The 20,608-nt window shown below is 46.8% G+C and carries 18 protein-coding genes; 7 read left to right on the forward strand and 11 right to left on the reverse strand.

The genetic code is table 11. From position 1 onward, the window contains the following. Positions 1–62 precede the first annotated feature (62 nt). Positions 63–344 carry a hypothetical protein gene (locus tag R7F64_RS22875; protein ID WP_005378786.1) on the forward strand — a complete coding sequence of 94 codons (282 nt, stop codon included), beginning with the start codon at positions 63–65 and terminating at the stop codon, positions 342–344. A 31-nt stretch (positions 345–375) separates the two neighbouring features. Here R7F64_RS22875 and R7F64_RS22880 read toward each other — a convergent pair whose 3' ends face one another. The 4 genes from R7F64_RS22880 to R7F64_RS22895 all read right to left on the reverse strand — a co-directional run bounded on the left by R7F64_RS22880 (position 376) and on the right by R7F64_RS22895 (position 2,829). Next, complete coding sequence (locus R7F64_RS22880; protein WP_047102549.1) at positions 376–831, reverse strand: DoxX family protein; 456 nt, start codon at positions 829–831, stop codon at positions 376–378. A 10-nt stretch (positions 832–841) separates the two neighbouring features. Then, positions 842–1,600: a DNA-binding domain-containing protein gene (locus tag R7F64_RS22885; RefSeq protein ID WP_213962155.1), complete on the reverse strand. Its 759-nt coding sequence runs from the start codon at positions 1,598–1,600 to the stop codon at positions 842–844. Beyond that, complete coding sequence (locus R7F64_RS22890) at positions 1,597–2,469, reverse strand: DUF692 domain-containing protein (protein WP_213962156.1); 873 nt, start codon at positions 2,467–2,469, stop codon at positions 1,597–1,599. Before R7F64_RS22890 ends, R7F64_RS22885 begins: the two co-directional genes overlap by 4 nt. Before the next feature lie 99 nt (positions 2,470–2,568). Then, entirely contained in the window at positions 2,569–2,829 is a 261-nt protein-coding gene (locus R7F64_RS22895) for a DUF2282 domain-containing protein (protein WP_005378779.1), read from the reverse strand. A 281-nt stretch (positions 2,830–3,110) separates the two neighbouring features. On the opposite strand from R7F64_RS22895, the gene uvrD reads away from it, so the two are divergent. Next, positions 3,111–5,285, forward strand: a complete 2,175-nt coding sequence (gene uvrD, locus R7F64_RS22900; protein ID WP_005378778.1) for a DNA helicase II — start codon at positions 3,111–3,113, stop codon at positions 5,283–5,285. A gap of 819 nt (positions 5,286–6,104) precedes the next feature. On the opposite strand, the gene ggt is transcribed toward uvrD, so the two are convergent. The 4 genes from ggt to rarD all read right to left on the reverse strand — a co-directional run bounded on the left by ggt (position 6,105) and on the right by rarD (position 10,520). Next, positions 6,105–7,871: a gamma-glutamyltransferase gene (gene ggt / locus R7F64_RS22905; RefSeq protein ID WP_064354413.1), complete on the reverse strand. Its 1,767-nt coding sequence runs from the start codon at positions 7,869–7,871 to the stop codon at positions 6,105–6,107. A 111-nt stretch (positions 7,872–7,982) separates the two neighbouring features. Then, the gene (locus tag R7F64_RS22910) at positions 7,983–8,642 is read right to left on the reverse strand and encodes a LysE family translocator (RefSeq protein WP_005378776.1); all 660 of its coding nucleotides are present in this window, start codon (positions 8,640–8,642) and stop codon (positions 7,983–7,985) included. A 91-nt stretch (positions 8,643–8,733) separates the two neighbouring features. Then, the gene (locus R7F64_RS22915; protein ID WP_213962160.1) at positions 8,734–9,531 is read right to left on the reverse strand and encodes an AraC family transcriptional regulator; all 798 of its coding nucleotides are present in this window, start codon (positions 9,529–9,531) and stop codon (positions 8,734–8,736) included. A gap of 71 nt (positions 9,532–9,602) precedes the next feature. Next, on the reverse strand, positions 9,603–10,520 hold the full coding sequence (rarD, locus tag R7F64_RS22920) for an EamA family transporter RarD (RefSeq protein WP_047102542.1): 918 nt from the start codon (positions 10,518–10,520) through the stop codon (positions 9,603–9,605). Positions 10,521–10,698: 178 nt separating this feature from the next. Here rarD and recQ point away from each other — a divergent pair, with 178 nt between their 5' ends. From recQ to R7F64_RS22935, 3 genes are all read left to right on the forward strand, one after another. Then, the gene (gene recQ, locus R7F64_RS22925; RefSeq protein WP_047102541.1) at positions 10,699–12,534 is read left to right on the forward strand and encodes an ATP-dependent DNA helicase RecQ; all 1,836 of its coding nucleotides are present in this window, start codon (positions 10,699–10,701) and stop codon (positions 12,532–12,534) included. A gap of 9 nt (positions 12,535–12,543) precedes the next feature. After that, a complete protein-coding gene (locus R7F64_RS22930; RefSeq protein ID WP_005378772.1) occupies positions 12,544–12,849 on the forward strand; it encodes a DUF3630 family protein in 306 nt (101 codons plus the stop codon). 234 nt (positions 12,850–13,083) lie between these two features. Beyond that, positions 13,084–13,758 carry a 7-cyano-7-deazaguanine/7-aminomethyl-7-deazaguanine transporter gene (locus R7F64_RS22935; RefSeq protein ID WP_005378770.1) on the forward strand — a complete coding sequence of 225 codons (675 nt, stop codon included), beginning with the start codon at positions 13,084–13,086 and terminating at the stop codon, positions 13,756–13,758. A gap of 222 nt (positions 13,759–13,980) precedes the next feature. Here the strand turns inward: R7F64_RS22935 and R7F64_RS22940 are convergent, their stop codons facing one another. The 3 genes from R7F64_RS22940 to rhlB form a co-directional block, all read right to left on the reverse strand. Next, complete coding sequence (locus tag R7F64_RS22940) at positions 13,981–15,624, reverse strand: sugar nucleotide-binding protein (protein WP_253657724.1); 1,644 nt, start codon at positions 15,622–15,624, stop codon at positions 13,981–13,983. A 172-nt stretch (positions 15,625–15,796) separates the two neighbouring features. Beyond that, on the reverse strand, positions 15,797–17,290 hold the full coding sequence (gppA, locus tag R7F64_RS22945; protein ID WP_053306516.1) for a guanosine-5'-triphosphate,3'-diphosphate diphosphatase: 1,494 nt from the start codon (positions 17,288–17,290) through the stop codon (positions 15,797–15,799). Between the two features lie 20 nt (positions 17,291–17,310). Next, positions 17,311–18,624 (reverse strand): ATP-dependent RNA helicase RhlB, encoded by a 1,314-nt coding sequence (gene rhlB / locus R7F64_RS22950; protein ID WP_054577300.1) that lies wholly within the window; start codon positions 18,622–18,624, stop codon positions 17,311–17,313. Positions 18,625–18,735: 111 nt separating this feature from the next. Here rhlB and trxA point away from each other — a divergent pair, with 111 nt between their 5' ends. Beyond that, positions 18,736–19,062 carry a thioredoxin TrxA gene (trxA, locus tag R7F64_RS22955; RefSeq protein WP_004745500.1) on the forward strand — a complete coding sequence of 109 codons (327 nt, stop codon included), beginning with the start codon at positions 18,736–18,738 and terminating at the stop codon, positions 19,060–19,062. Positions 19,063–19,258: 196 nt separating this feature from the next. Further along, complete coding sequence (gene rho, locus R7F64_RS22960; protein ID WP_005378757.1) at positions 19,259–20,518, forward strand: transcription termination factor Rho; 1,260 nt, start codon at positions 19,259–19,261, stop codon at positions 20,516–20,518. The last annotated feature ends 90 nt before the right edge of the window (positions 20,519–20,608 follow it).

Genomic DNA, 20,608 nt, shown 5'->3' on the forward strand with positions numbered 1-20,608 from the left:
AGTAAGGCGTGTATATTTGTCACTCAGACTTTTCCTGACACCATAACGGAACTCAAAAAGTAATGTCGTTAACCACGTATGAAATGGCTCGTATTCTAGAGCAAATGGAAGATTCACCAGAAAAGGTGATGTTTGGCAAGTTGCTTAATGAGCTGGGTAATCAAAGCTCCGAGCGTATTCGTAGTGCGGCTAAACAAGTACCTCTGCCAATTTTGCGTGATATCGTGTACCAATTTCAGCAAGTGATTGAGTCACGCAAAGATGAACAAGTCGAGCAGATGGCAAAAGACCTCGCTCAGCAAGGTATCTCAGCAGAAGAGCTACTGGCTTACTTGAATAAATAATAAAAAATCCCCGCATGATGCGGGGATTTTTTTAGCTCGTCATTTTCTTTTTCAGGATGTGGTCCAAAGACAGCGGTCCTGGCCCCCATACGATTATGATAAGAATCATCAATCCCCAAAGTTGGTGGTCATAAAAACCTTTCTCCCACAACAGTGGGTAAGAGATCACTGCGATGATGTTGAACACAAACAGCATTGCTGCCATCGGGCGGGTAATCAATCCTAGTGCCAAGAACACCGGTAGAACCAACTCCGCAGCCGTACCTAAATAAGCCGCCAATTCCCATGGCAAGATTGGCACTTGGTATTCCAGCTCAAATAAGTACAACGTGCTATCCCAAGACGAGATTTTGATTAGTCCTGAATTGAAGAACACCCAAGCAACCCAAAAGCGACAAAAGAGAAGTAGTAAAGGGACAAAGCCTGCTTGTAAGGTACTGATTAAATCATCGTACCGATTCACTAAGTTTTTAACCGTATCCGTCATAGAGTGCTCCTTAGATTGATTGCAATGTAAAGCCGTCAACAATATCGAGTGCTATGATGCGATTGAGATGAGCGAGTAAAACTTCAGGTATTTCGCTCAAACTCTGCTTCTGCTCTAAACATTGCAGCAGTTGGAACACATCAGCATCGAGTGCGTGACACAAGGCTTCTCCATTGGCTTGAATCGAGATGACACCTTGCTGTAATTGGTTGATATTAAGTTGTTCGAATTGCCCAGTTTGAATCGCGCTAAATAGATCGAATACTGCGTAGTTGGAGTCAAAGCTGCGGCAGCCCTTTTTAAGGTGTAAGACTAAAGTGGGTTGTTGCTCTTCACTCACTTCGCCAAGTAACGTAAGCGGTTTTAATTCTGCTGCACTGGATTGTTCATACTGTGCTTGACGAGCTAGGTCGATATGCCACTCGAAGCGTGCGACTTCAGGGCTGTAAGGTGCTTGTGCGATCACCTGACTAAACTGCATGATGGTGTCTTGAAAGCCTTCGCCATAATGCACCACATTTCCTTCTTTTAATGGGTAAGAAAGAACATGCTGGCGAGCTATCTGTTCAAAGCATTCTTCACCAAACAGCGCTTCAACCATCGGGTAGGTCGCGGACAACACTTCGCTTAAGCTGACGATAAAGTTATTGCGGTAAACTTGTATGCGTTCATCAGCGGTAAACTCATCACTGGCAATATCGCAGTCTTCACCGAGCGCTTGATAGTGCAGGGCTTTAGCAAACTGGCTTTGTAAGGTGGCTAGATTCATGATGCCTTCCTTGGTTCGCTTTGTTCACTTGGAAGTCTGCCTTGCAACAGCAGTTGTGATGCTTTCTGCGCTTCTTCGAGCAAGACTTCTGGCGCGGGGATATCCAAATCCCATTCAATCAACGTATGACGTGGACCGTGTTTTTTTGTCCACTGTGAAAACAACTGCCAAACTTCATCGCTAACTGGGCGGCTATGGGTATCAATCCATATCTCACCTTTGTCGAGTTGTTTAATGGTAAAACCTGCCAAGTGAATCTCATCCACTTTGTCGGCTGGAATCGCATCTAGGTATGTGTCGCAATCAAAACCGTGGTTGAACGCCGAAACATAAACATTGTTTAAATCGAGCAATAAACGACAGTCAGTGCGCTTTTGCACTTCGGTAAGAAACTCCCATTCGCTGATGGTCGAATGTTGAAACTTCACATAACTAGATGGGTTCTCTATCAAGATCTCGCGTTGCAAATATTCCTGCACTTCATTCACGTTACGAGTGAACACGTTGAGCGCTTCTTCCGTATACGGAAGTGGAAGCAGGTCATTAAAGTAGTGACCGCCGTTTTCACTCCAACTTAAATGGTCAGAAACAAGAATTGGGTCGATTGAGTCAATCAGTGACTTAAGTTGCGCAAGATGCTTTTGACTAACACGTTCCACCGAACCTAACGACAAACCAATACCGTGGCAGCTAATTTGATATTGCTCGCGAAGCGTTTGTAGTTGATGGCGCTCTGCTGCATTGGGTTGGAAATAGTTTTCACTGTGGATTTCTAACCAAGACAACTCGGGTTGGTTTTGGCTAAAGTAATCGAGGTGAGGGGTTCTTAATCCAACTCCAACAAGGTCGTGGAAGGTGTGGTGTTTCACGTGAAACTCCTTTTCAAATCGTGCGGGAAGAGAAGGATGCGTCTTGGCTTTGCGTTGGTTGAGCGTCAACGCATCCTCACAATAGCTAGCGATAAAAGATTATGAAGAAGAAGTGCTACCGCCAGCGAGCTTGTCACAAAGACCTTTTGGTACGACTACGAATGCGTCTTTTTGGTTATCTTCTTTAGAAGTACCAGCGCATGAGCTGCTTTTTGTTGCACAGTCGTTTTTACCTGCTTTAGAAACGCCATAGCACTTTTCTTTTTCAGCAGCGACAGCTGGAGCTGCAGTTAGCATTGTGCCACCAAGAGCTAGAAGACCAGTAACAGCAGCAGTAACAGCTAGATTCGACTTTTTCATAATAAATTCCTCTGAATGATTTCCTTTACTTTAAGTTGGCAAGATGAATCGCCTGTTTTGGCGTTTTTGTTATCAACTTGCTTAACTTAAAAGATAGGAAACTGGCTAAAAAACTTTCAGAAAAATTTCTGAAGTAAATGGGTTTGCAGGGTCAAATAGGTATAACTAATTGATGTATTGGGCAAAAAAACATCAATTTTTTTATCAAGTTTTGTCTAAACAGCACCCGGTTGTTTAGGTTATAATCGGTTTTTATGTATAAATAACCAGTAGCTCTCATCATGATGGATCCATCTCTATTACTCGACGGTTTGAACGATAAACAACGTGAAGCCGTTGCAGCACCTCTAGAAAACTTGCTCGTTCTTGCTGGCGCAGGAAGTGGTAAGACACGCGTTCTTGTTCACCGTATCGCTTGGCTGATGTCGGTCGAGCAAGCTTCTCCGTTTTCAATCATGTCGGTAACCTTTACCAATAAGGCGGCGGCAGAGATGCGTGGACGTATCGAAGAGCTAATGATGGGCAGTGCAGGCGGTATGTGGAATGGTACTTTCCACGGCATTTGTCACCGTATTCTGCGTGCACACTATCTTGATGCCAAGCTACCGGAAGATTTCCAAATCATCGACAGTGACGACCAACAGCGTCTGCTAAAGCGTTTGATCAAAGCGCAAAACCTCGATGAGAAGCAATGGCCAGCACGCCAAGTGGCATGGTGGATTAACGGCAAGAAAGACGAAGGTCTGCGCCCGTCGCACATTGATGCGTACCATGATCCAGTGACCAAGACATATCTGCAGTTGTACACCGCTTACCAAGAGGCGTGTGACCGTGCTGGTTTAGTCGATTTTGCGGAAATCTTGCTGCGCGCACATGAGCTACTGCGTGATAACAAGTTCGTCCGTGAACACTACCAAGCACGCTTTAAGCATATCTTGGTGGACGAGTTCCAAGATACCAACAACATTCAATATGCTTGGCTACGTATGATGGCGGGTCCTGAGTGTCACGTGATGATCGTAGGTGATGACGACCAGTCGATTTATGGTTGGCGTGGTGCAAAAGTCGAGAATATTGAGAAGTTTACGCTCGAATTCCCAAGCGTAAATACCATTCGTCTTGAGCAAAACTACCGTTCAACCAAGACCATTCTGGAAGCATCTAACACCCTGATTGCGAATAACACCGAGCGTATGGGTAAAGAGTTGTGGACGGATGGCGTGGTCGGTGAGCCTATCTCGGTTTACAGCGCTTACAACGAATTAGATGAAGCCCGTTTTGCGGTGAACAAAATCAAAGAGTGGCAAGACAAGGGCGGTGCTCTGAATGACGCTGCGATGCTTTACCGTAACAACGCCCAGTCGCGTGTTCTGGAAGAAGCGTTAATTCAAGCCGGTCTGCCTTACCGTATCTACGGCGGCATGCGATTCTTCGAACGTCAGGAAATCAAAGATGCCTTGAGCTACATGCGTCTGATTGCCAACCGTAACGATGATGCGGCGTTTGAACGTGTGGTGAATACGCCAACGCGTGGTTTGGGCGATAAGACGCTTGAAACCATCCGCTTTGCGGCTCGTGATCGTGGTTGCACCATGTGGGAAGCGAGTGTGGCAATGTTGGACGAGAAGGTGCTTGCTGGTCGCGCTGCTGGTGCTCTGAGCCGTTTTATCGAGCTTGTCACCGCGCTAGAAGACGACACCTTAGAGATGCCGCTGCATCACCAAACTGACCATGTGATTAAATACTCGGGCTTGTTCGCGATGTACGAGCAAGAGAAAGGCGAAAAGTCTAAGGCACGTATTGAGAACTTGGAGGAATTGGTGACCGCAACTCGCCAATTCGAGAAACCAGAAGAAGCCGAAGACATGTCACTGCTGACGGCATTCCTAACCCACGCAGCACTAGAAGCGGGCGAAGGACAAGCGGACGAATTTGAAGATGCGGTTCAGCTCATGACATTACACAGTGCGAAAGGTCTAGAGTTCCCATTGGTGTTTATGGTCGGTGTGGAAGAAGGCATGTTCCCAAGCCAAATGTCGGCAGAAGAAGCAGGGCGCTTAGAAGAAGAACGTCGTCTGTGTTACGTAGGCATGACCCGTGCGATGCAGAAACTGTACATCACTTATGCTGAAATGCGCCGTTTGTACGGTCAGGATAAGTACCATAAGCCGTCTCGTTTTATTCGTGAACTGCCAGAAACATGCTTGGATGAAGTACGAATGAAGGCGCAAGTTAGCCGTCCTTCAAGCAGTGGTCGATTTAGCCAAACTGTTGTGAAAGAGAGCTTTAATGAAACCGGCTTTACGCTAGGTTCTCGTGTGATGCATCCAAAGTTTGGTGAAGGCACCATCATCAACTTCGAAGGCAGTGGTCCACAGAGCCGTGTACAGATTGCCTTTAACGGTGAAGGCATCAAATGGTTGGTAACTGCTTACGCACGACTAGAGAAACTGTAAGGCTTGACCAAAACTCATCAACTTAAGAGCTGCTTCGGCGGCTCTTTTTGTTTGTGCAGTTTTGGTGTCGCTAACGCAGTAAAAAATGGAATGATAAATGGAGTACAAAAGCGCGACTTAACGATGCCGTTTGAAGTGAAAGGTGGGCGTTGTGGGTGAATGCCTGTTTTCAGCAGATCTACTGAGAAAAACTTTAGGCAAAGAAAAACCCCGAGGGCTTGCGCCCATCGGGGTTATAGTCTTACTCGCAGCAATCCAGCTACTAAGAGTGCTCCATGCATCTAATCCATGATAGTGTGCTGAATCCGTCAGCTTAATCCTTACGTCGCCTTCCTAGCGGTGTCCTTAATGACCTTATCCTGGTCTGCTAACTATCCTCGTTAGCTCTCATCACTTGTTCCCTGAGCGGTGTCCCTGACATCATCCTGATGTTCAAATCCTTGCCTCGTCCAGAGGTGTCCATTTCCCGTCCTTAGTAGCAACCATCCTAGTCACTATTGATTCCGTTCAATGTCCAATTTTGCAATCCATGCCCGACTATTCATCCTGAATAACCGTTTCTTCTTCCTGAAGTTCACCAAGTCCGTGGTGTTTCCTGTTCCGTGTCAGCATCCTTCCGACAGGTTTAATATTACGTGTTTAACGATTTCCAACAACGGGCTAATCTCACATTTTTTAACTCTCTTAGCGTTCAAAAAAGATACATGAGTATTAAATTCAATGGCTTATGCTCTTTTCTGTACGGTTTTACCATTAAAAAAGAGAGGTTTGCTCAACCCTTTGTGAGAGATCTCGCACAAGGGGTCGAGCGAAAGACTCTTACTGCCCGATAGCGGCACCTTCACGTCTTGGATCCGCAGCGCCTTCAAGACCGTCTTTTGTTATTCGTATCGCATGCAGACCAGAGTTCAAATCCCGAACATCGGTTTTAAAGCCCATCTTCTCCAGAGCAGGCTGTAAGCCCTCTGCGGCGGTACCTTGCTCAATATCTAAGGTGCCAAAACGGTTCAGCAATCGTGGCTGATTAATCGCGCTTTGGATGTCCATATCCCATTGCGTGTGGGCGATAATGGCTTGTGCGACGTAACCAATAATGCGGCTGCCACCCGGTGAGCCAATTGCCATGTAAGGCTTGTCATCCTTCATCATAATGGTTGGTGCCATAGATGAACGTGGGCGTTTGCCCGGTTCTAATCGGTTTGCGATTGGCACACCATCTTGATGCGTGCGGAAAGAGAAATCGGTCAGTTCGTTATTGAGCAAGAAGCCGCGTACCATCAAGCGTGAGCCAAAGGCGTTCTCGATGGTTGTTGTCATTGAAACCACATTGCCTTGCTTATCGACGATATTGAAATGGCTGGTGGAAGGCAGCTCGATCGATTGGTCCATGCTTAAGTTCATGGCGTGCGACCAAGGAGGATTACCGGCTTCAGCCTTACTCAAGGCTTTACCGACTTGAATGAGCTCAGCACGTTGTTTGAGATAATCTTTATCAAGCAAGCCTTCGGTTGGCATTGGCACATAATCTTGGTCAGCCATGTATTTACCACGATCCGCGAACGCAAGGCGCGATGCATCGGCGATCACTTGCCATGATTTCGCGCTTTCGGCTCCCCAACCTTTAAGATCGTATTGCTCGGTGATCGCGAGAATCTGTCCAACCGTCAATGCGCCAGAGCTAGGTGGTCCCATGCCGCAGATATCATAGCTTTGGTAAGCCGCACAAACCGGTTCACGTTGCTTGATTTGGAACGCATCAAAGTCAGGTTGTGCCAATACGCCAGGATTGCCCGGTGCATTTTGTACGGTCTTGATGATGTCTGTGGCGATATCGCCTTGATAGAAAGCTTTTGCCCCTTGCTCTGCAATTGCCGTCAGAGTTTGCGCGTATTCAGGGTTCTTCAACAACGTGCCTTCGGCTTTTGGTGAGCCGTCTGGATTGAAGAAGTAAGCCTTAGTCGCAGGGAAGCGTGATAGGCGCTTAGCATCTTTCTCAATCAGACTCGCGAGGCGAGGACTGACTTCGAAACCTTGCTCAGCCAAGGTAATCACGGGTTGGATTATCTTCTTCCATTCCAACTTGCCGTATTTCTGGTGCGTGTCCCACAGCAGTTTCACTGTACCAGGAGTGGCAACGGAACGCCCACCGACAACCGCATCGTAAAATTGCAGTGGTTGTCCTTTGTCATCTAGGAAGAGTTTCGGCGTTGCGGCGAGCGGTGCGGTTTCGCGTCCATCATACGTAGTCAGTTTTTGTTTCTCACTGTCCCAATACACTAAGAAGGCGCCACCACCAATGCCTGATGATTGCGGTTCTACCAAGCCCAGCATCAGCTGCACGGCAACCATAGCATCAATAGCATTACCACCTTGGGCAATAACATCCGCACCAGCTTGGGTTGCAATTGGGTTAGCAGCGGTAACCATATAATCTTTCGCTTTGATCAATTGTTTTTGCTCGAAGCCAGTGCTGTGCTCCGGCGCAACCGCATCTGCTGCTTGGTTAGCAAAGACTGAGGTAGATAAGATTAGTGGGGAAGTAAGAAAAAGACCCGTGGTCACGAGTCGGTTGAACGTCCAATGCATGATGACTCTCCATGTTGCCAGTTTTGTGCTTTGAGCTTGGCAGTTATGGAGAGTCACGTCGAGTCAGCAATCTTAGAAATGTCGATTGTGCTACGCTTTTAAATCAGTACTTTATCCGATAAAAGTATTGATAGTTTGGTATAGAATACTGCCGCCCACTAGAGTAAATACCACGCCGCATAGACCGTCGATGTAGATACCCGCTTGTTGCAATTTACGCTGTAAGCGCTGTGTCGACAGCATCCATGCAAGGCTAGAGAACCAGAATAGCGACAAGCCAAACAGGATGACCAGTGCAATACCTTTGCCAGTAATCGACATACCTGCTGGGACTAAACTCGACATCAAACTGACAAAGAACACCAGGGCTTTTGGGTTAAGAATGTTGGTCGCAAACCCTTTAGCAAACGCTTGACGCTTATTGCTGATCACTAGGTTATTTTGCTTCTTAGGTTGATCCGTCAGTGGGTTTTGGATCATCGAGATCACGGCACGCAATGCGCCAATTCCTAAGTAGAGCAGGTAACTACCACCGAGCAGTTGTACCACGGAATACAGCACTGGGTGCTGGTGGACGACAAAACTCACACCTGTCAGGCTGAACAAAGAGTGCAGCAAAATACCGACGGACAATCCCAACGCAATGTACAAGCCAGTTTGACGACCATGACGCGTCGCATTTTGTACGACCAGCGCAAAGTCCGGACCTGGACTCATTAGGGCAATAAAGTGAATGCTGGCGAGTGTCAGCAATATGGTGGATTCATTCATAACACATCTCAAATTTAACCAATGCGGCTATTGTCGTGGTAAGTCACCTGTGGCGCTTGTAAAAAACTGACAGCTTTCTCGGTAAATGAAATTAACGAGCCACTTGAGAAGGGGAAACGCCGTAGGTCTGTTTAAACGCTTTGCTGAAATGCGCTTGATCATAGAAACCGATTTGATGAGCGACGTCGGTACCACATTGACCAGCTTGCAGTAACTTCATGCCTTGTTCAAGGCGCAGGCGTGCGAACCATGCATAAGGCGTCATGCCAGTTTGCGCTTTAAAGTGGCGCTGGAACTGAGTTGGGCTCAGTTGGCACAGCTCTGATAGCGAATCCAAACGCACCGCTTGGTCAAGGTTAGCCATTAGATAATCTTTTAACGTCCCAAGCGATTGGTTTCCTAGCGGCACCACTTTTTGTCGCTCAAGCGATCCGTAGCGATCAAAAAGTTGGTTAAATCCTTCAAAAGGAAGGCAATCTTTGGTGAGTTGGCTGAGGTTTTCACGACGAAGCAGCCCGTGTAAGTTACTAAGTTGTGAAAATATCTGCGGATCCGAGATGATCAGTTCGTTGAAGTGTATTATTTGACCGTTTTGCTGAAGATCAGCCAGATCGCTCAATAGATGAGGTTCGATCGCAAACACATTTACTTCGTAGCCACTCTCGAGCTTAGATTGCCCGTCGTGCAGCTCATCCGGCGGCATAATCACAATTTGCCCGTGACCAACTTGGTGGCTGTTACCTTGGTATTGGAACTTCTGCGCACCATGCGTGATCAGGCCGAGATGAAAATCCAGATGGTAATGCCTTTGAAAAGCAAATTTCTGGTATTTCGCCTCTATTAGACTCAAGTTGTCATGGTCGGTTGCGTAGTACTGAATATGTTCCATTAAATTAAAAAGCTTGGTCACATTATGACCAAGCTTATCTGGCTATTTCTAACTTGTCTTGTAAAAAACGATCACTGTGGCTGAACGATTCGGCGTGAGCGACGGTTATTACGTAATCCATCAAAGCTAAACACGACTAGTGCTCCCCAAATAAAGACGAAAGTGATCGCTTTATCCATGGTAAAGGGTTCGCCATACATCAATACTGCAAGTAAAAACATTAAGCTTGGGCCTATATATTGGAAAAAGCCCAAAGTCGATAATTTGAGTCTTGTTGCTGCACCCGTAAAGCACAGCAGTGGCAGGGTTGTTATAACCCCAGCTGCGATCAACAAACTATTTAACGTAAGTGGATTCGTAAACATATTTGAGGTTGGTGTATCGGCAATAAAAAGCAAATAAACAGCGGCCACCGGCAGCAGAAGTAATGTCTCGATAAACAAGCCAGTTTTTGCATCGACACTGACTTTCTTTCTTAATAAGCCATAAAAGCCGAAGCTCATTGCTAACGCCATCGCAACAACAGGTACGGAGCCAAATACAATCAGTTGAACGAGTACGCCACAACCTGCCAATACAACCGCGAACCACTGTAATTTACGCAGTCGCTCACCAAGGAAGACCATTCCGAGTAAGACGTTGATCAGTGGGTTAATGTAATAACCTAAGCTGGCGTCGAGCATATGATTCGAGTTTACCGCCCAAATGAAAATCAACCAATTGCCGCCAATTAGCATGGAACTTGCGATCAGGTAAGCGATTTTCGTTTTGTCTTTCGCGATGTGGTAAGCCGAGCGCCAGTGACGGCCAAAATGGAGGAGTGCAGCAAGCAAAAAGAAAGACCATATCACTCGGTGGCTTAGAATTTCCAAAGGAGATACTTGTGCGATGGACTTAAAGTACATCGGCGCAATGCCCCACATGGTATACGCGCCAATCGCTAGCAAGATACCTTGCCGCGCGCGTTGTTGTTCGTCTTCTGGTGTCATGAAGTGTCACCTAATTGTGTGTTTTATAGAGCAGAAAATCAGTATACGAGTCGTGATGCGAAACACCTAACAATTTGCGGTTTTATTCACCATGAAACCCCATTACAATGTGCCCTCACTTTGTGTGCCAGTGGTATGCATAAGCACCTCTTTTTTAAGACCCAATCTGAGACTTTTCATGACCTCGACCTTGTTAGCCGAACAATCTGATTCGCCTGTAACGCCTCAACGTGTGTTGGAGGATGTGTTTGGTTACCAAGAGTTCCGTGATGGTCAGCAGTTGGTGATTGACGCCGCGATAGAAGGTCGCGACAGCTTAGTTATCCTGCCTACTGGTGGCGGTAAGTCGCTGTGTTATCAAGTTCCTGCTTTGGTTCGCTCTGGCATTACTTTGGTGATTTCTCCGCTGATTTCGCTGATGAAGGACCAAGTGGACCAGCTTAAAGCCAACGGTGTAGCGGCTGAGTGCATTAACTCGACCATGCCTCGTGAAGAGCTGCTCAGCGTGTATAACCGCATGCACACTGGTCATCTTAAGTTGGTGTACGTCTCGCCAGAACGCGTATTGATGCGTGATTTCATTGAGCGCTTGGAAAACTTGCCGCTATCGATGATTGCTGTCGATGAAGCGCACTGTATTTCCCAGTGGGGACACGATTTCCGTCCAGAATACGCCGCGCTTGGTCAGCTTAAGCAGCAGTTTTCCCATGTGCCATTTATGGCGCTGACGGCGACCGCAGATGACGCAACGCGCCGAGATATTCTTGAGCGTCTGCAACTGAATAATCCAGAGGTTTACCTAGGCAGCTTCGACCGTCCCAACATCCGCTACAACTTAGTTGAGAAGCACAAGCCGGTTTCGCAAATCGTTCGTTATCTTGAAACCCAAAAGGGGAATTGCGGCATCATCTATTGTGGTAGCCGTAAGAAAGTTGAGATGGTGACCGAGAAGCTGTGCAACAACCACATTCGTGCTGCTGGTTATCACGCAGGTATGGACGCTGATGAGCGCGCTTACGTTCAAGAAGCTTTCCAACGTGATGACATCCAAATTGTAGTGGCGACCGTGGCATTCGGTATGGGCATCAACAAACCAAACGTGCGTTTTGTGGTTCACTTTGATATCCCGCGCAACATCGAGTCTTACTATCAGGAAACGGGTCGTGCAGGGCGTGATGGTTTACCTGCAGAAGCGATGATGTTGTATGACCCAGCGGACATCAGTTGGCTGCGCCGTATGTTGGATGAGAAAGACGATGGTCCACAGAAGCAGGTGGAAACCCACAAACTGAATGCGATGAGTGCCTTTGCTGAGGCGCAGACTTGTCGTCGTCAGGTGCTATTGAATTACTTTGGTGAGTATCGTGAGAAGCCATGTGGCAACTGCGATATTTGCTTAGATCCACCGAAACACTTTGATGCCACGGAAGAAGCGCGTAAGGCGTTGTCTTGTGTGTATCGTGTTAATCAGAGCTTTGGTATGGGCTACGTGGTAGAAGTGCTACGTGGCATGCAAAACATTCGTGTACGTGAAAACGGGCACGATAAGATTTCTACCTACGCGATAGGGCGCGATCACAGCCACGATTACTGGGTGAGTATCTTCCGTCAATTGATCCACAAAGGGTTGTTGTTCCAAAACATCACACGCAATTCAACGCTGCAACTTACCGAAGAGGCGCGTCCTCTGTTGCGTGGCGATGTGACTCTGGAGTTAGCAGTTCCGCGTTTAGACACCGCAGCACGTGCGGCGAAGTCAGATAAACTGACCAGCAAGAATTACGATAAGAAGCTGTTTGCCAAGTTACGTAAGCTGCGTAAGTCGATTGCTGATGAAGATGGTTTGCCACCATACGTGGTCTTCAGTGACGCGACTCTGATTGATATGGCGGAAATTCTGCCAACGTCTTACGGCGAAATGCTGGCAGTTAGCGGTGTTGGTCAGCGCAAACTGGAGAAGTACGCCGATCCATTCCTCGATTTGATTCAAGAACACATTACTCACCACGGATAAGGAACCACGATGCAAAAGGAATTTGGCTTAGCGGACTACATGGCACAAGAAGGGCGCTTAATCATTACCGCGCCGAGCTTTGACCTTGATAGCTTTCCTGCTTTAGGTGAGCGTTTAGTTGGTTTGCTTTCTGCTACTGTGGTGGAAAAGCAGTGGGATGCGGACATTCACTCTTGGCTGATCGATTTTGAAGGTTGCCGACTGTTTATGAAAGCAGAGCATTACAGCGAAGCGATTTGGTTTGAAGCTTTAGCGATTGAAGAGAGCAGGGAAGAGTTGGATTATCTTGCAGGGTTGTTCCAACGCGGCTTCTAAAAATAGAATTTTTCTAGAAAGGGTGTTTCACATGAAACACCCTTTTTTATGCTCAAACGTTTGCGTAAAACAGACGACTTGCGGCGAAAAGTGGTTAATGTATAATCGCCCACCGCTTCGCTCAGAATGAGCCAAGCCAGTTTATTTTTCATTTTACATTGTTGGTAAGAGCCACTTTATTCAGTGACTCGATTTGGGTTCCCTCACCCCCAAACCAAACTAAAAAGGTATCGCATGAGTAACTTTACCCCTGCGCAGCAGCGCAACGCCCTTATCTATCTGGTTCTATTCCACCTAGTCATTATTGCATCTAGCAATTACCTAGTTCAGCTACCGTTTACTATTTTCGGTTTCCATACCACTTGGGGTGCATTCACTTTCCCATTTATCTTCTTAGCGACTGATTTAACCGTGCGTATTTTCGGTGCTCAGTTGGCACGTAAGATCATCTTCTTAGTGATGTTGCCTGCTTTGGCAGTGTCTTACTTCTTATCGGTGGTGTTCTTCGAAGGTCAATTCCAAGGTTTTGGTCACCTAGGGGAATTTAACTTATTCGTTGCTCGTATCGCGATTGCTAGCTTCATGGCGTACCTACTTGGTCAGATCATGGATGTGCACGTGTTCAACCGCCTACGTCAAATGAAGCAATGGTGGGTGGCACCAACGTGTTCAACGCTTTTCGGTAATGCACTTGATACCATCGCTTTCTTCGCCATTGCGTTCTACCAAAGCCCAGATCCATTTATGGCGGAGCATTGGACGGAAATCGCGCTGGTGGATTACGGCTTCAAACTGATTATCAGTCTTGGTCTGTTCGTTCCTATGTACGGCGTATTACTGAATTACCTCATTAAGAAGCTGACTGCGGTGAACCCTGATTTTAAGGTGACGACAAGCGTTCAGTCTTAATATCAGTGGGAACCCCGAAAGCCGCTTGCTTAAATCAAGCGGCTTTTTTGTACCTGCTTACTGGGATTTAGAGGGTTTTGTACAGCGTGGGGAGCAATTAGATCATGGGTGTCCAAAAGCTCCCTGAGCTGTACGAAGGTAAAAATGAGCAGTAAAAAAGGTCCCGAGTGAGACCTTTTAATCGAAGGTACGGCACGTAGAGGAAGCTCGCTGGTGAAATGGCTAACAGAGCATCTTTTCAATCAAAATGGCTTTTTGCGCATCGAAGGCGCCAAGTTGCAGGCCGTTATCCCAGCTGATGCTTTGATTGAACATCGCCAACATCAAACCGACACTGCGTTGATTGGCGTCCTGCCAGCAATCAGACTCGCTGTACTCTCCATCATTTATCGCGTTGCCATTAACGAGAATGGGCTCGAAACGCCATTTTTCGCCGACACGATAGTAGCCTTTGCTGGTTAAAGTCTGGTTGGATTGAATCGTTAGATTGTGCTCGATGCCCGGCTCACCTGTTAATTCAAATACAAATCTTAGCTGGTGGTCGCCACATTGCAGCTCAACGATCAGTTGGCCGTTTTTCTCAGTCAGTGTCGACTGAGAGTAGTCTCCAAAGCAGTGCAGCAACCAGGAGATAGGGTGGCTAGCTGTTTCAAGAAACCACTCTTTGAGTGTGAAGGTGCCCGGTAGGTTAACCTGGGTGACTAGATTGACCACACAAGGTTGGGTTTGCGAAGTGAGCCACTCCTCTATTGTCTTGGCGGTATTTAGCTGAGCAAAGGCGTAATTAACCAATAGGTTGGCGTTCGGTTGCTGCCAGTGAGTGATGTCGGAATTCAATCCCAACAATGGCTTTTCACAGATAAGCTTGGTTGAACCTAACGTCTTTATGATCTCTGCATGAGTATGCGCAGGTGTCGCGATGGTCACGACATCAAGTAGTTTGAGTGCGCTGATGTTCGTTTCTGCCTTTGGGATTGCTTCTTCACTGCACGCTTGCTGAAGAGGTTCTATTTGGTTGGCACATAACGTCGTGACTGCAACACCATTGTTTCTATAGTGCGGAATGTGCGTGCGTCCCCAGTTGATTCCTATGATGCCAGCTTGCTGGATTTGCTCTGGCTTGGTGAAACGTTCACTCAATGGCGGCAAGGCAATTCGTTCATCTGTTAGACGTTGGTCATGGTGATAGTCATTGCTTGGCAGCACTTGCCATGGTTTGTTGTAATGCTGTTTGAGTGCACAAACGAGTTCGTAGAAATTCCACTTATCTTTTAAGTTGCTATCAAGGTGATATAAACCGGCTTCGTTCCGCTCAATAAGCTGCAAAAAGGCGAGTGCAGTATCGTCCATATGAGAAGTCGCAGGATACCAAGCCGTGCTAGCGGTAATAACGCCGTTCTCTTCATATTGGCGGTCGAGATGCGCCAACATGTTATTGCCTTCTGCTTGGTGATGGAGCTGCCAACCAATTCGAGCAACCATCGCATCTGGATTTGCTTGCCAGATTGCATCTTCACAACGAACTTTGTATTTGCCGTAATCATCTTGGGTGTTTCTTTCTTCAAAGATGCCATAAGGCCCGTTTTTTGTGGCATCAAATACCATTGCTGTGCTGACAAAGAGGTAAGGAATGTTGCGCTGTTTGCAGTGTTCACCGAGCCATGCTGCCCATGCTTCACTCCCCATCGCCATATGGCACACCGCATCAATGTGGTGCTGCTGCCAAAATTGCTCACTTTGCTCTGGATCATCTGGTGAGATTTGGTGGTGATTCCACTCCAATATGTTCCAGCCGCGTATGTGAAACTGATGAGCGACTTTTGGGGCGAGAGTGCCAGTTAAGCCAGTCATTAAAACGGTTTTCATGATGGTGCATCTTGGTTGGCTAAATTGTGTTTATCAATAAAGCATGGCTGTTTTTCGATGTAGAGCGGAGAAGCTGAAATTTTTGCTGGGCAGCACGTTTTGTAGGGGAGGTAGATGCAAAAAAGCCCAAGCGAACGCCTGGGCTTTAGTATTGTAAGGCAGTGACATTCGCTTATTTTGCTACGATATTTAATGGCCAGCCGATGTCTGTCTGACGGTTGGATTCAATTTCCAACTCAGCCGCAGTCAGTGGGTTTTTCTCTAGCCATTGCGCATCAATGTGTAACGTTAGATTGTCGCCTTCAACTGTTAGAGTCACATTTGGCTCTAGATCAGGATTGCGACGATGGCTGAGTAAAACTGCAAGACGCAACAGTCTCAATACTCGTTTGGCACTCGAGCCTGATAATGCATGCTGCTCAGGTAAAGAAGTGAGCTGTTCGCGATAGCGCCGAGCCACTTCACCAATAAAGAACTTCTGTGCGCGCGTGTAACCAGGCAGATCCAAATTCTGCAGCAAGTAAGCACTATGCTCTCCGCCTTTTTTGAAATCGATAGTTAAGCCAATTTCATGCAGTTTTGCGGCGGTCTCGAGTAATATCTTGCCCTGAGGCTCTGTAATCCACTCATCGCCCCCAGCTTGCTGTAAAAGCGTGTGTGCCAGACTAGCGACTTGTTCACCGTATTGGTGATCGAGCTGATAACGATTTTGTACGCTAGCGATAGTGCGGGCACGAATGTCTTCTTGACGAAGCTCTTCAACCATCTCATACACTAAGCCTTCGCGTAGTGCGCCGCCAGCCAGTGTCATAGCATCGATTTCAAGCAATTCAAAAACGGCAATCAAAATAGAGAGGCCACTAGGGAACACTAATGCGCGCTCAAGTGTTAAGCCTTCAATATCGAGCTCTTCTAAATGGTCGGCCAACATGGCTTGCTTCTGTAGACGCTTGAGTTTGGAGTGAGTGATTACTTCGTCCATGCCTTGCGCCAGCATTATCTCTTGCAATGCCTGAACAGTGCCTGATGCACCAACGCACACATCCCAACCAATTTCTGTATAACGTTCTAAAATCGGCTGGATGGTCTGTTTCGCTCCTTCAATTGCCGCGTCAAAGTTACGAGCATTCAATTGGCGATCTTTAAAGAAGTTTTCAAGCCAAGTCACGCAGCCCATTTTTAAGCTGGTCAGTGCTTTGGCTTCGAAACCTTCACCGATAATCAGTTCGGTACTTGCTCCACCGATATCGACTACAAGGCGACGACCACTACCGCCAGAGGTGTGAGCGACACCTTTATAGATAGTGGCAGCTTCTTCTTCACCAGTAATCACTTCGATAGGCTGGCCTAGAATTTGGTTAGCCTTTTCTAAAAACACATCTACATTGGTCGCGGTACGTAATGTTGCAGTACCGACGATGCGAATGTTTTGTTTAGGAATGTCCTGCAAGCGTTCCGCAAATAGACTTAAGCAGTCCCATCCTCGCTGCATAGCTTCCATACTAAGAGAATTATGTTCATCTAAGCCCGCTGCTAGACGAACTTTGCGCTTAATTTTAGCCATTGTTTGAACGCTGCCATCGATGTGACGCACAACGAGCATGTGAAAACTGTTCGACCCGAGGTCGATGGCGGCATATAGCGGTGATGATCCTGCTTGACTCATAAAACGAACTCAGTTTCCTATTACGATTGTTTTGGTGCCGATTGACGCGGTTGGCGTGGACGACGTCCCTGCGGCTTACGGTTACCAGAACGGGTACCGCCAGTATTCGTGCGGCGCTGTTGGTTGCGTGGTGCACGCATACGAATCGGAGCCGGTAGATCTTGAATCAGTGCCGACGAATCGTACTCTGAAACTGGGATTGTATGCTCAATGTATTCTTCGATTGCTGGTAGGTTAACCGCGTACTCTTCACAAGCAAAACTGATCGAATGACCGCTCGCACCAGCGCGACCAGTACGGCCAATACGGTGAACATAATCTTCACAGTCGTCAGGAAGGTCGTAGTTGAAAACGTGCGTTACCTGAGGAATATGCAGGCCACGCGCTGCAACGTCAGTTGCAACTAGGATGTCGACATCACCTTTGGTGAATTGCTCAAGAATCTTCTCACGCTTCTTCTGCGGTACATCGCCAGTAAGAAGGCCTACACGGTGTCCATCGGCAGCCAAATGACCCCAAACCGATTCACACTTATGCTTGGTATTGGCAAAAATGATAGCGCGATCTGGCCACTCTTCTTCAATTAGTGTTTGAAGCAGCGCCATTTTGTCTTCATTCGAAGGATAGAAAAGCTCTTCCTGGATACGGTGGCCAGTTTTTTGTTCTGGTTCGACAACGACATGCTCAGGAGTATTCATGTGTTCGAATGCCAGTTCTTGAACGCGGTAAGACAGCGTTGCTGAGAACAGCATGTTCAAACGCTCTTTTGGCTCAGGCATACGACGGAACAAGAAGCGAATGTCTTTAATAAAGCCAAGATCGAACATGCGGTCGGCTTCGTCCAGAACAACAGCTTGAATGTTGTTGAGGTTAAATACGCGCTGTTTGTAGAAATCGATGATACGGCCTGTTGTTCCGATCAGAATATCTACGCCGTCTTGCAGTTTCGCAAGTTGCTTGTCGTAGCTTTCACCACCGTAAGCTAGAGCGGTTTTTAGACCTGTGCTTTCAGTTAATGATTCTGCATCATTGTAAATCTGAATAGCGAGCTCACGTGTAGGCGCCATAATAATTGCGCGTGGCTGTGTAGGCTTACGACCTTCATGTTCCGGAGTCGTCAGAAGGTGGTTGAACGTAGCAGTAAGAAACGCGAGCGTTTTACCAGTACCCGTTTGGGCCTGGCCTGCGATGTCTTGGCCGGTGAGCAGGACCGGCAACGCCAAGGCTTGGATAGGGGTACAAAATTCGAACCCTTTTTTGTCCAATCCTTCAATAACTTGGGGCTTTAAGCCCAAATCGGCGAACTTTTGCTCTGTGATATGCGTCTTTTTCATGGCTATAGAATATCAGCTAAAGCTTGCAATACGAAAGTAAATACATTCCAATAGGGCATCTAATTACTGGTTATCATCCAACCAGTTTCGAAAAACACATTGGAGTGGAAGATGAGTGATAAGATTTTGCAGCTAACTGATGACGGTTTTGAAAACGATGTAATCAACGCTGCAGGCCCGGTTCTAGTGGATTTTTGGGCAGAATGGTGTGGTCCTTGTAAAATGATCGCTCCTATTTTGGACGAAATCGCAGACGAGTACGAAGGCAAACTCACTATCGGTAAACTAAACATCGACCATAACGCAGGTACACCACCTAAGTTTGGTATTCGCGGCATTCCAACGCTATTACTATTTAAAGATGGTAACGTAGCGGCAACGAAAGTAGGTGCTCTGTCTAAAACTCAACTAAAAGAGTTCCTAGACGCAAACTTATAATCACCAAGTGATTACAGATAAAACCGTGCAAAGTTACAATGCACGGTTTTGTTTTTCTAACTCTGGACTAGAATACTAATTAGTGCTAACTTATCGCGCGTTAATTGAACAAATTTCTCTTCTTGGTCGATCCTGAGACCAAATCCATCTTAACTAGAAAACAGATCTTATTTTGACTAAACAAGAATCCACCACCATGAACCTTACCGAACTGAAGAACAGACCTGTGTCTGACCTTGTAAAACTGGGCGAAAGCTTAGGATTAGAGAACCTAGCTCGCTTAAGAAAACAAGACATCATCTTCGCGATTTTAAAAGCGCACGCTAAAGGCGGCGAAGACATCTTTGGCGATGGGGTTCTGGAAATTCTGCAAGACGGCTTTGGTTTCCTACGCAGTGCAGATAGTTCATACCTTGCGGGTCCGGACGATATCTACGTATCACCAAGTCAGATTCGTCGCTTTAACCTACGTACTGGTGACTCTATCGCTGGTAAAATTCGTCCACCAAAAGACGGTGAACGTTACTTTGCCCTTCTAAAAGTCAATACCGTTAACGACGATAAACCAGACAACGCCCGTAACAAGATCCTATTTGAAAACCTTACCCCTCTACATGCGAATGAGCGCATGGTTATGGAGCGTGGTAACGGTTCAACAGAAGACATTACAGCACGTGTTTTAGACTTGGCATCGCCTATCGGTAAAGGTCAACGTGGTCTGATTGTTGCTCCGCCTAAAGCGGGTAAAACAATGCTTCTGCAAAACATCGCGCAAAGCATCGCGTACAACCACCCAGAGTGTGAGTTGATGGTTCTTCTTATCGACGAACGTCCAGAAGAAGTAACTGAGATGCAGCGCCTAGTTAAAGGTGAAGTGGTTGCGTCGACTTTCGATGAGCCAGCATCTCGTCACGTACAAGTAGCGGAAATGGTGATCGAGAAAGCAAAACGTCTTGTTGAACATAAGAAAGACGTGGTTATCTTGCTTGACTCTATCACTCGTCTAGCTCGTGCTTACAACACCGTAGTGCCTTCATCAGGTAAAGTACTAACTGGTGGTGTGGATGCAAACGCATTACATCGTCCTAAGCGTTTCTTCGGTGCTGCACGTAACGTAGAAGAAGGCGGCAGCCTAACTATCATCGCAACGGCACTAGTAGATACTGGTTCTAAAATGGATGAAGTTATCTACGAAGAGTTCAAGGGTACAGGTAACATGGAACTGCACTTGAACCGTAAGATTGCTGAGAAGCGTGTATTCCCTGCGATTGACTTCAACCGCTCAGGTACACGTCGTGAAGAGCTACTGACGAAGACTGACGAACTACAGAAGATGTGGATTCTGCGTAAGATCGTTCACCCAATGGGCGAAATCGACGCAATGGAATTCCTAATCGATAAGCTAGCGATGACGAAGACCAACGATGAGTTCTTCGATGCGATGCGTCGTCAATAGTCTCAGATAAGTTTGACCCGTCCTGATATGGGTTGACACTTTTTAACTAAAACGCTCGATGTACTTCATCGGGCGTTTTGTATTTTAAAG

Origin of the sequence: Vibrio sp. Vb1980 (assembly GCF_033338615.1) — a bacterium.
In the GTDB taxonomy this organism is placed as follows: Bacteria; Pseudomonadota; Gammaproteobacteria; order Enterobacterales; family Vibrionaceae; genus Vibrio; species Vibrio alginolyticus.

What these genes read in the sequence shown, in the direction of transcription:
- R7F64_RS22875 (WP_005378786.1), top strand. Translation starts at nt 63, where the DNA reads ATGTCGTTAACCACGTATGAAATGGCTCGTATTCTAGAGCAAATGGAA.
- R7F64_RS22880 (WP_047102549.1), bottom strand. Translation starts at nt 831, where the DNA reads ATGACGGATACGGTTAAAAACTTAGTGAATCGGTACGATGATTTAATC.
- R7F64_RS22885 (WP_213962155.1), bottom strand. Translation starts at nt 1,600, where the DNA reads ATGAATCTAGCCACCTTACAAAGCCAGTTTGCTAAAGCCCTGCACTAT.
- R7F64_RS22895 (WP_005378779.1), bottom strand. Translation starts at nt 2,829, where the DNA reads ATGAAAAAGTCGAATCTAGCTGTTACTGCTGCTGTTACTGGTCTTCTA.
- uvrD (WP_005378778.1), top strand. Translation starts at nt 3,111, where the DNA reads ATGATGGATCCATCTCTATTACTCGACGGTTTGAACGATAAACAACGT.
- ggt (WP_064354413.1), bottom strand. Translation starts at nt 7,871, where the DNA reads ATGCATTGGACGTTCAACCGACTCGTGACCACGGGTCTTTTTCTTACT.
- R7F64_RS22910 (WP_005378776.1), bottom strand. Translation starts at nt 8,642, where the DNA reads ATGAATGAATCCACCATATTGCTGACACTCGCCAGCATTCACTTTATT.
- R7F64_RS22915 (WP_213962160.1), bottom strand. Translation starts at nt 9,531, where the DNA reads ATGGAACATATTCAGTACTACGCAACCGACCATGACAACTTGAGTCTA.
- rarD (WP_047102542.1), bottom strand. Translation starts at nt 10,520, where the DNA reads ATGACACCAGAAGACGAACAACAACGCGCGCGGCAAGGTATCTTGCTA.
- recQ (WP_047102541.1), top strand. Translation starts at nt 10,699, where the DNA reads ATGACCTCGACCTTGTTAGCCGAACAATCTGATTCGCCTGTAACGCCT.
- R7F64_RS22930 (WP_005378772.1), top strand. Translation starts at nt 12,544, where the DNA reads ATGCAAAAGGAATTTGGCTTAGCGGACTACATGGCACAAGAAGGGCGC.
- R7F64_RS22935 (WP_005378770.1), top strand. Translation starts at nt 13,084, where the DNA reads ATGAGTAACTTTACCCCTGCGCAGCAGCGCAACGCCCTTATCTATCTG.
- R7F64_RS22940 (WP_253657724.1), bottom strand. Translation starts at nt 15,624, where the DNA reads ATGAAAACCGTTTTAATGACTGGCTTAACTGGCACTCTCGCCCCAAAA.
- gppA (WP_053306516.1), bottom strand. Translation starts at nt 17,290, where the DNA reads ATGAGTCAAGCAGGATCATCACCGCTATATGCCGCCATCGACCTCGGG.
- rhlB (WP_054577300.1), bottom strand. Translation starts at nt 18,624, where the DNA reads ATGAAAAAGACGCATATCACAGAGCAAAAGTTCGCCGATTTGGGCTTA.
- trxA (WP_004745500.1), top strand. Translation starts at nt 18,736, where the DNA reads ATGAGTGATAAGATTTTGCAGCTAACTGATGACGGTTTTGAAAACGAT.
- rho (WP_005378757.1), top strand. Translation starts at nt 19,259, where the DNA reads ATGAACCTTACCGAACTGAAGAACAGACCTGTGTCTGACCTTGTAAAA.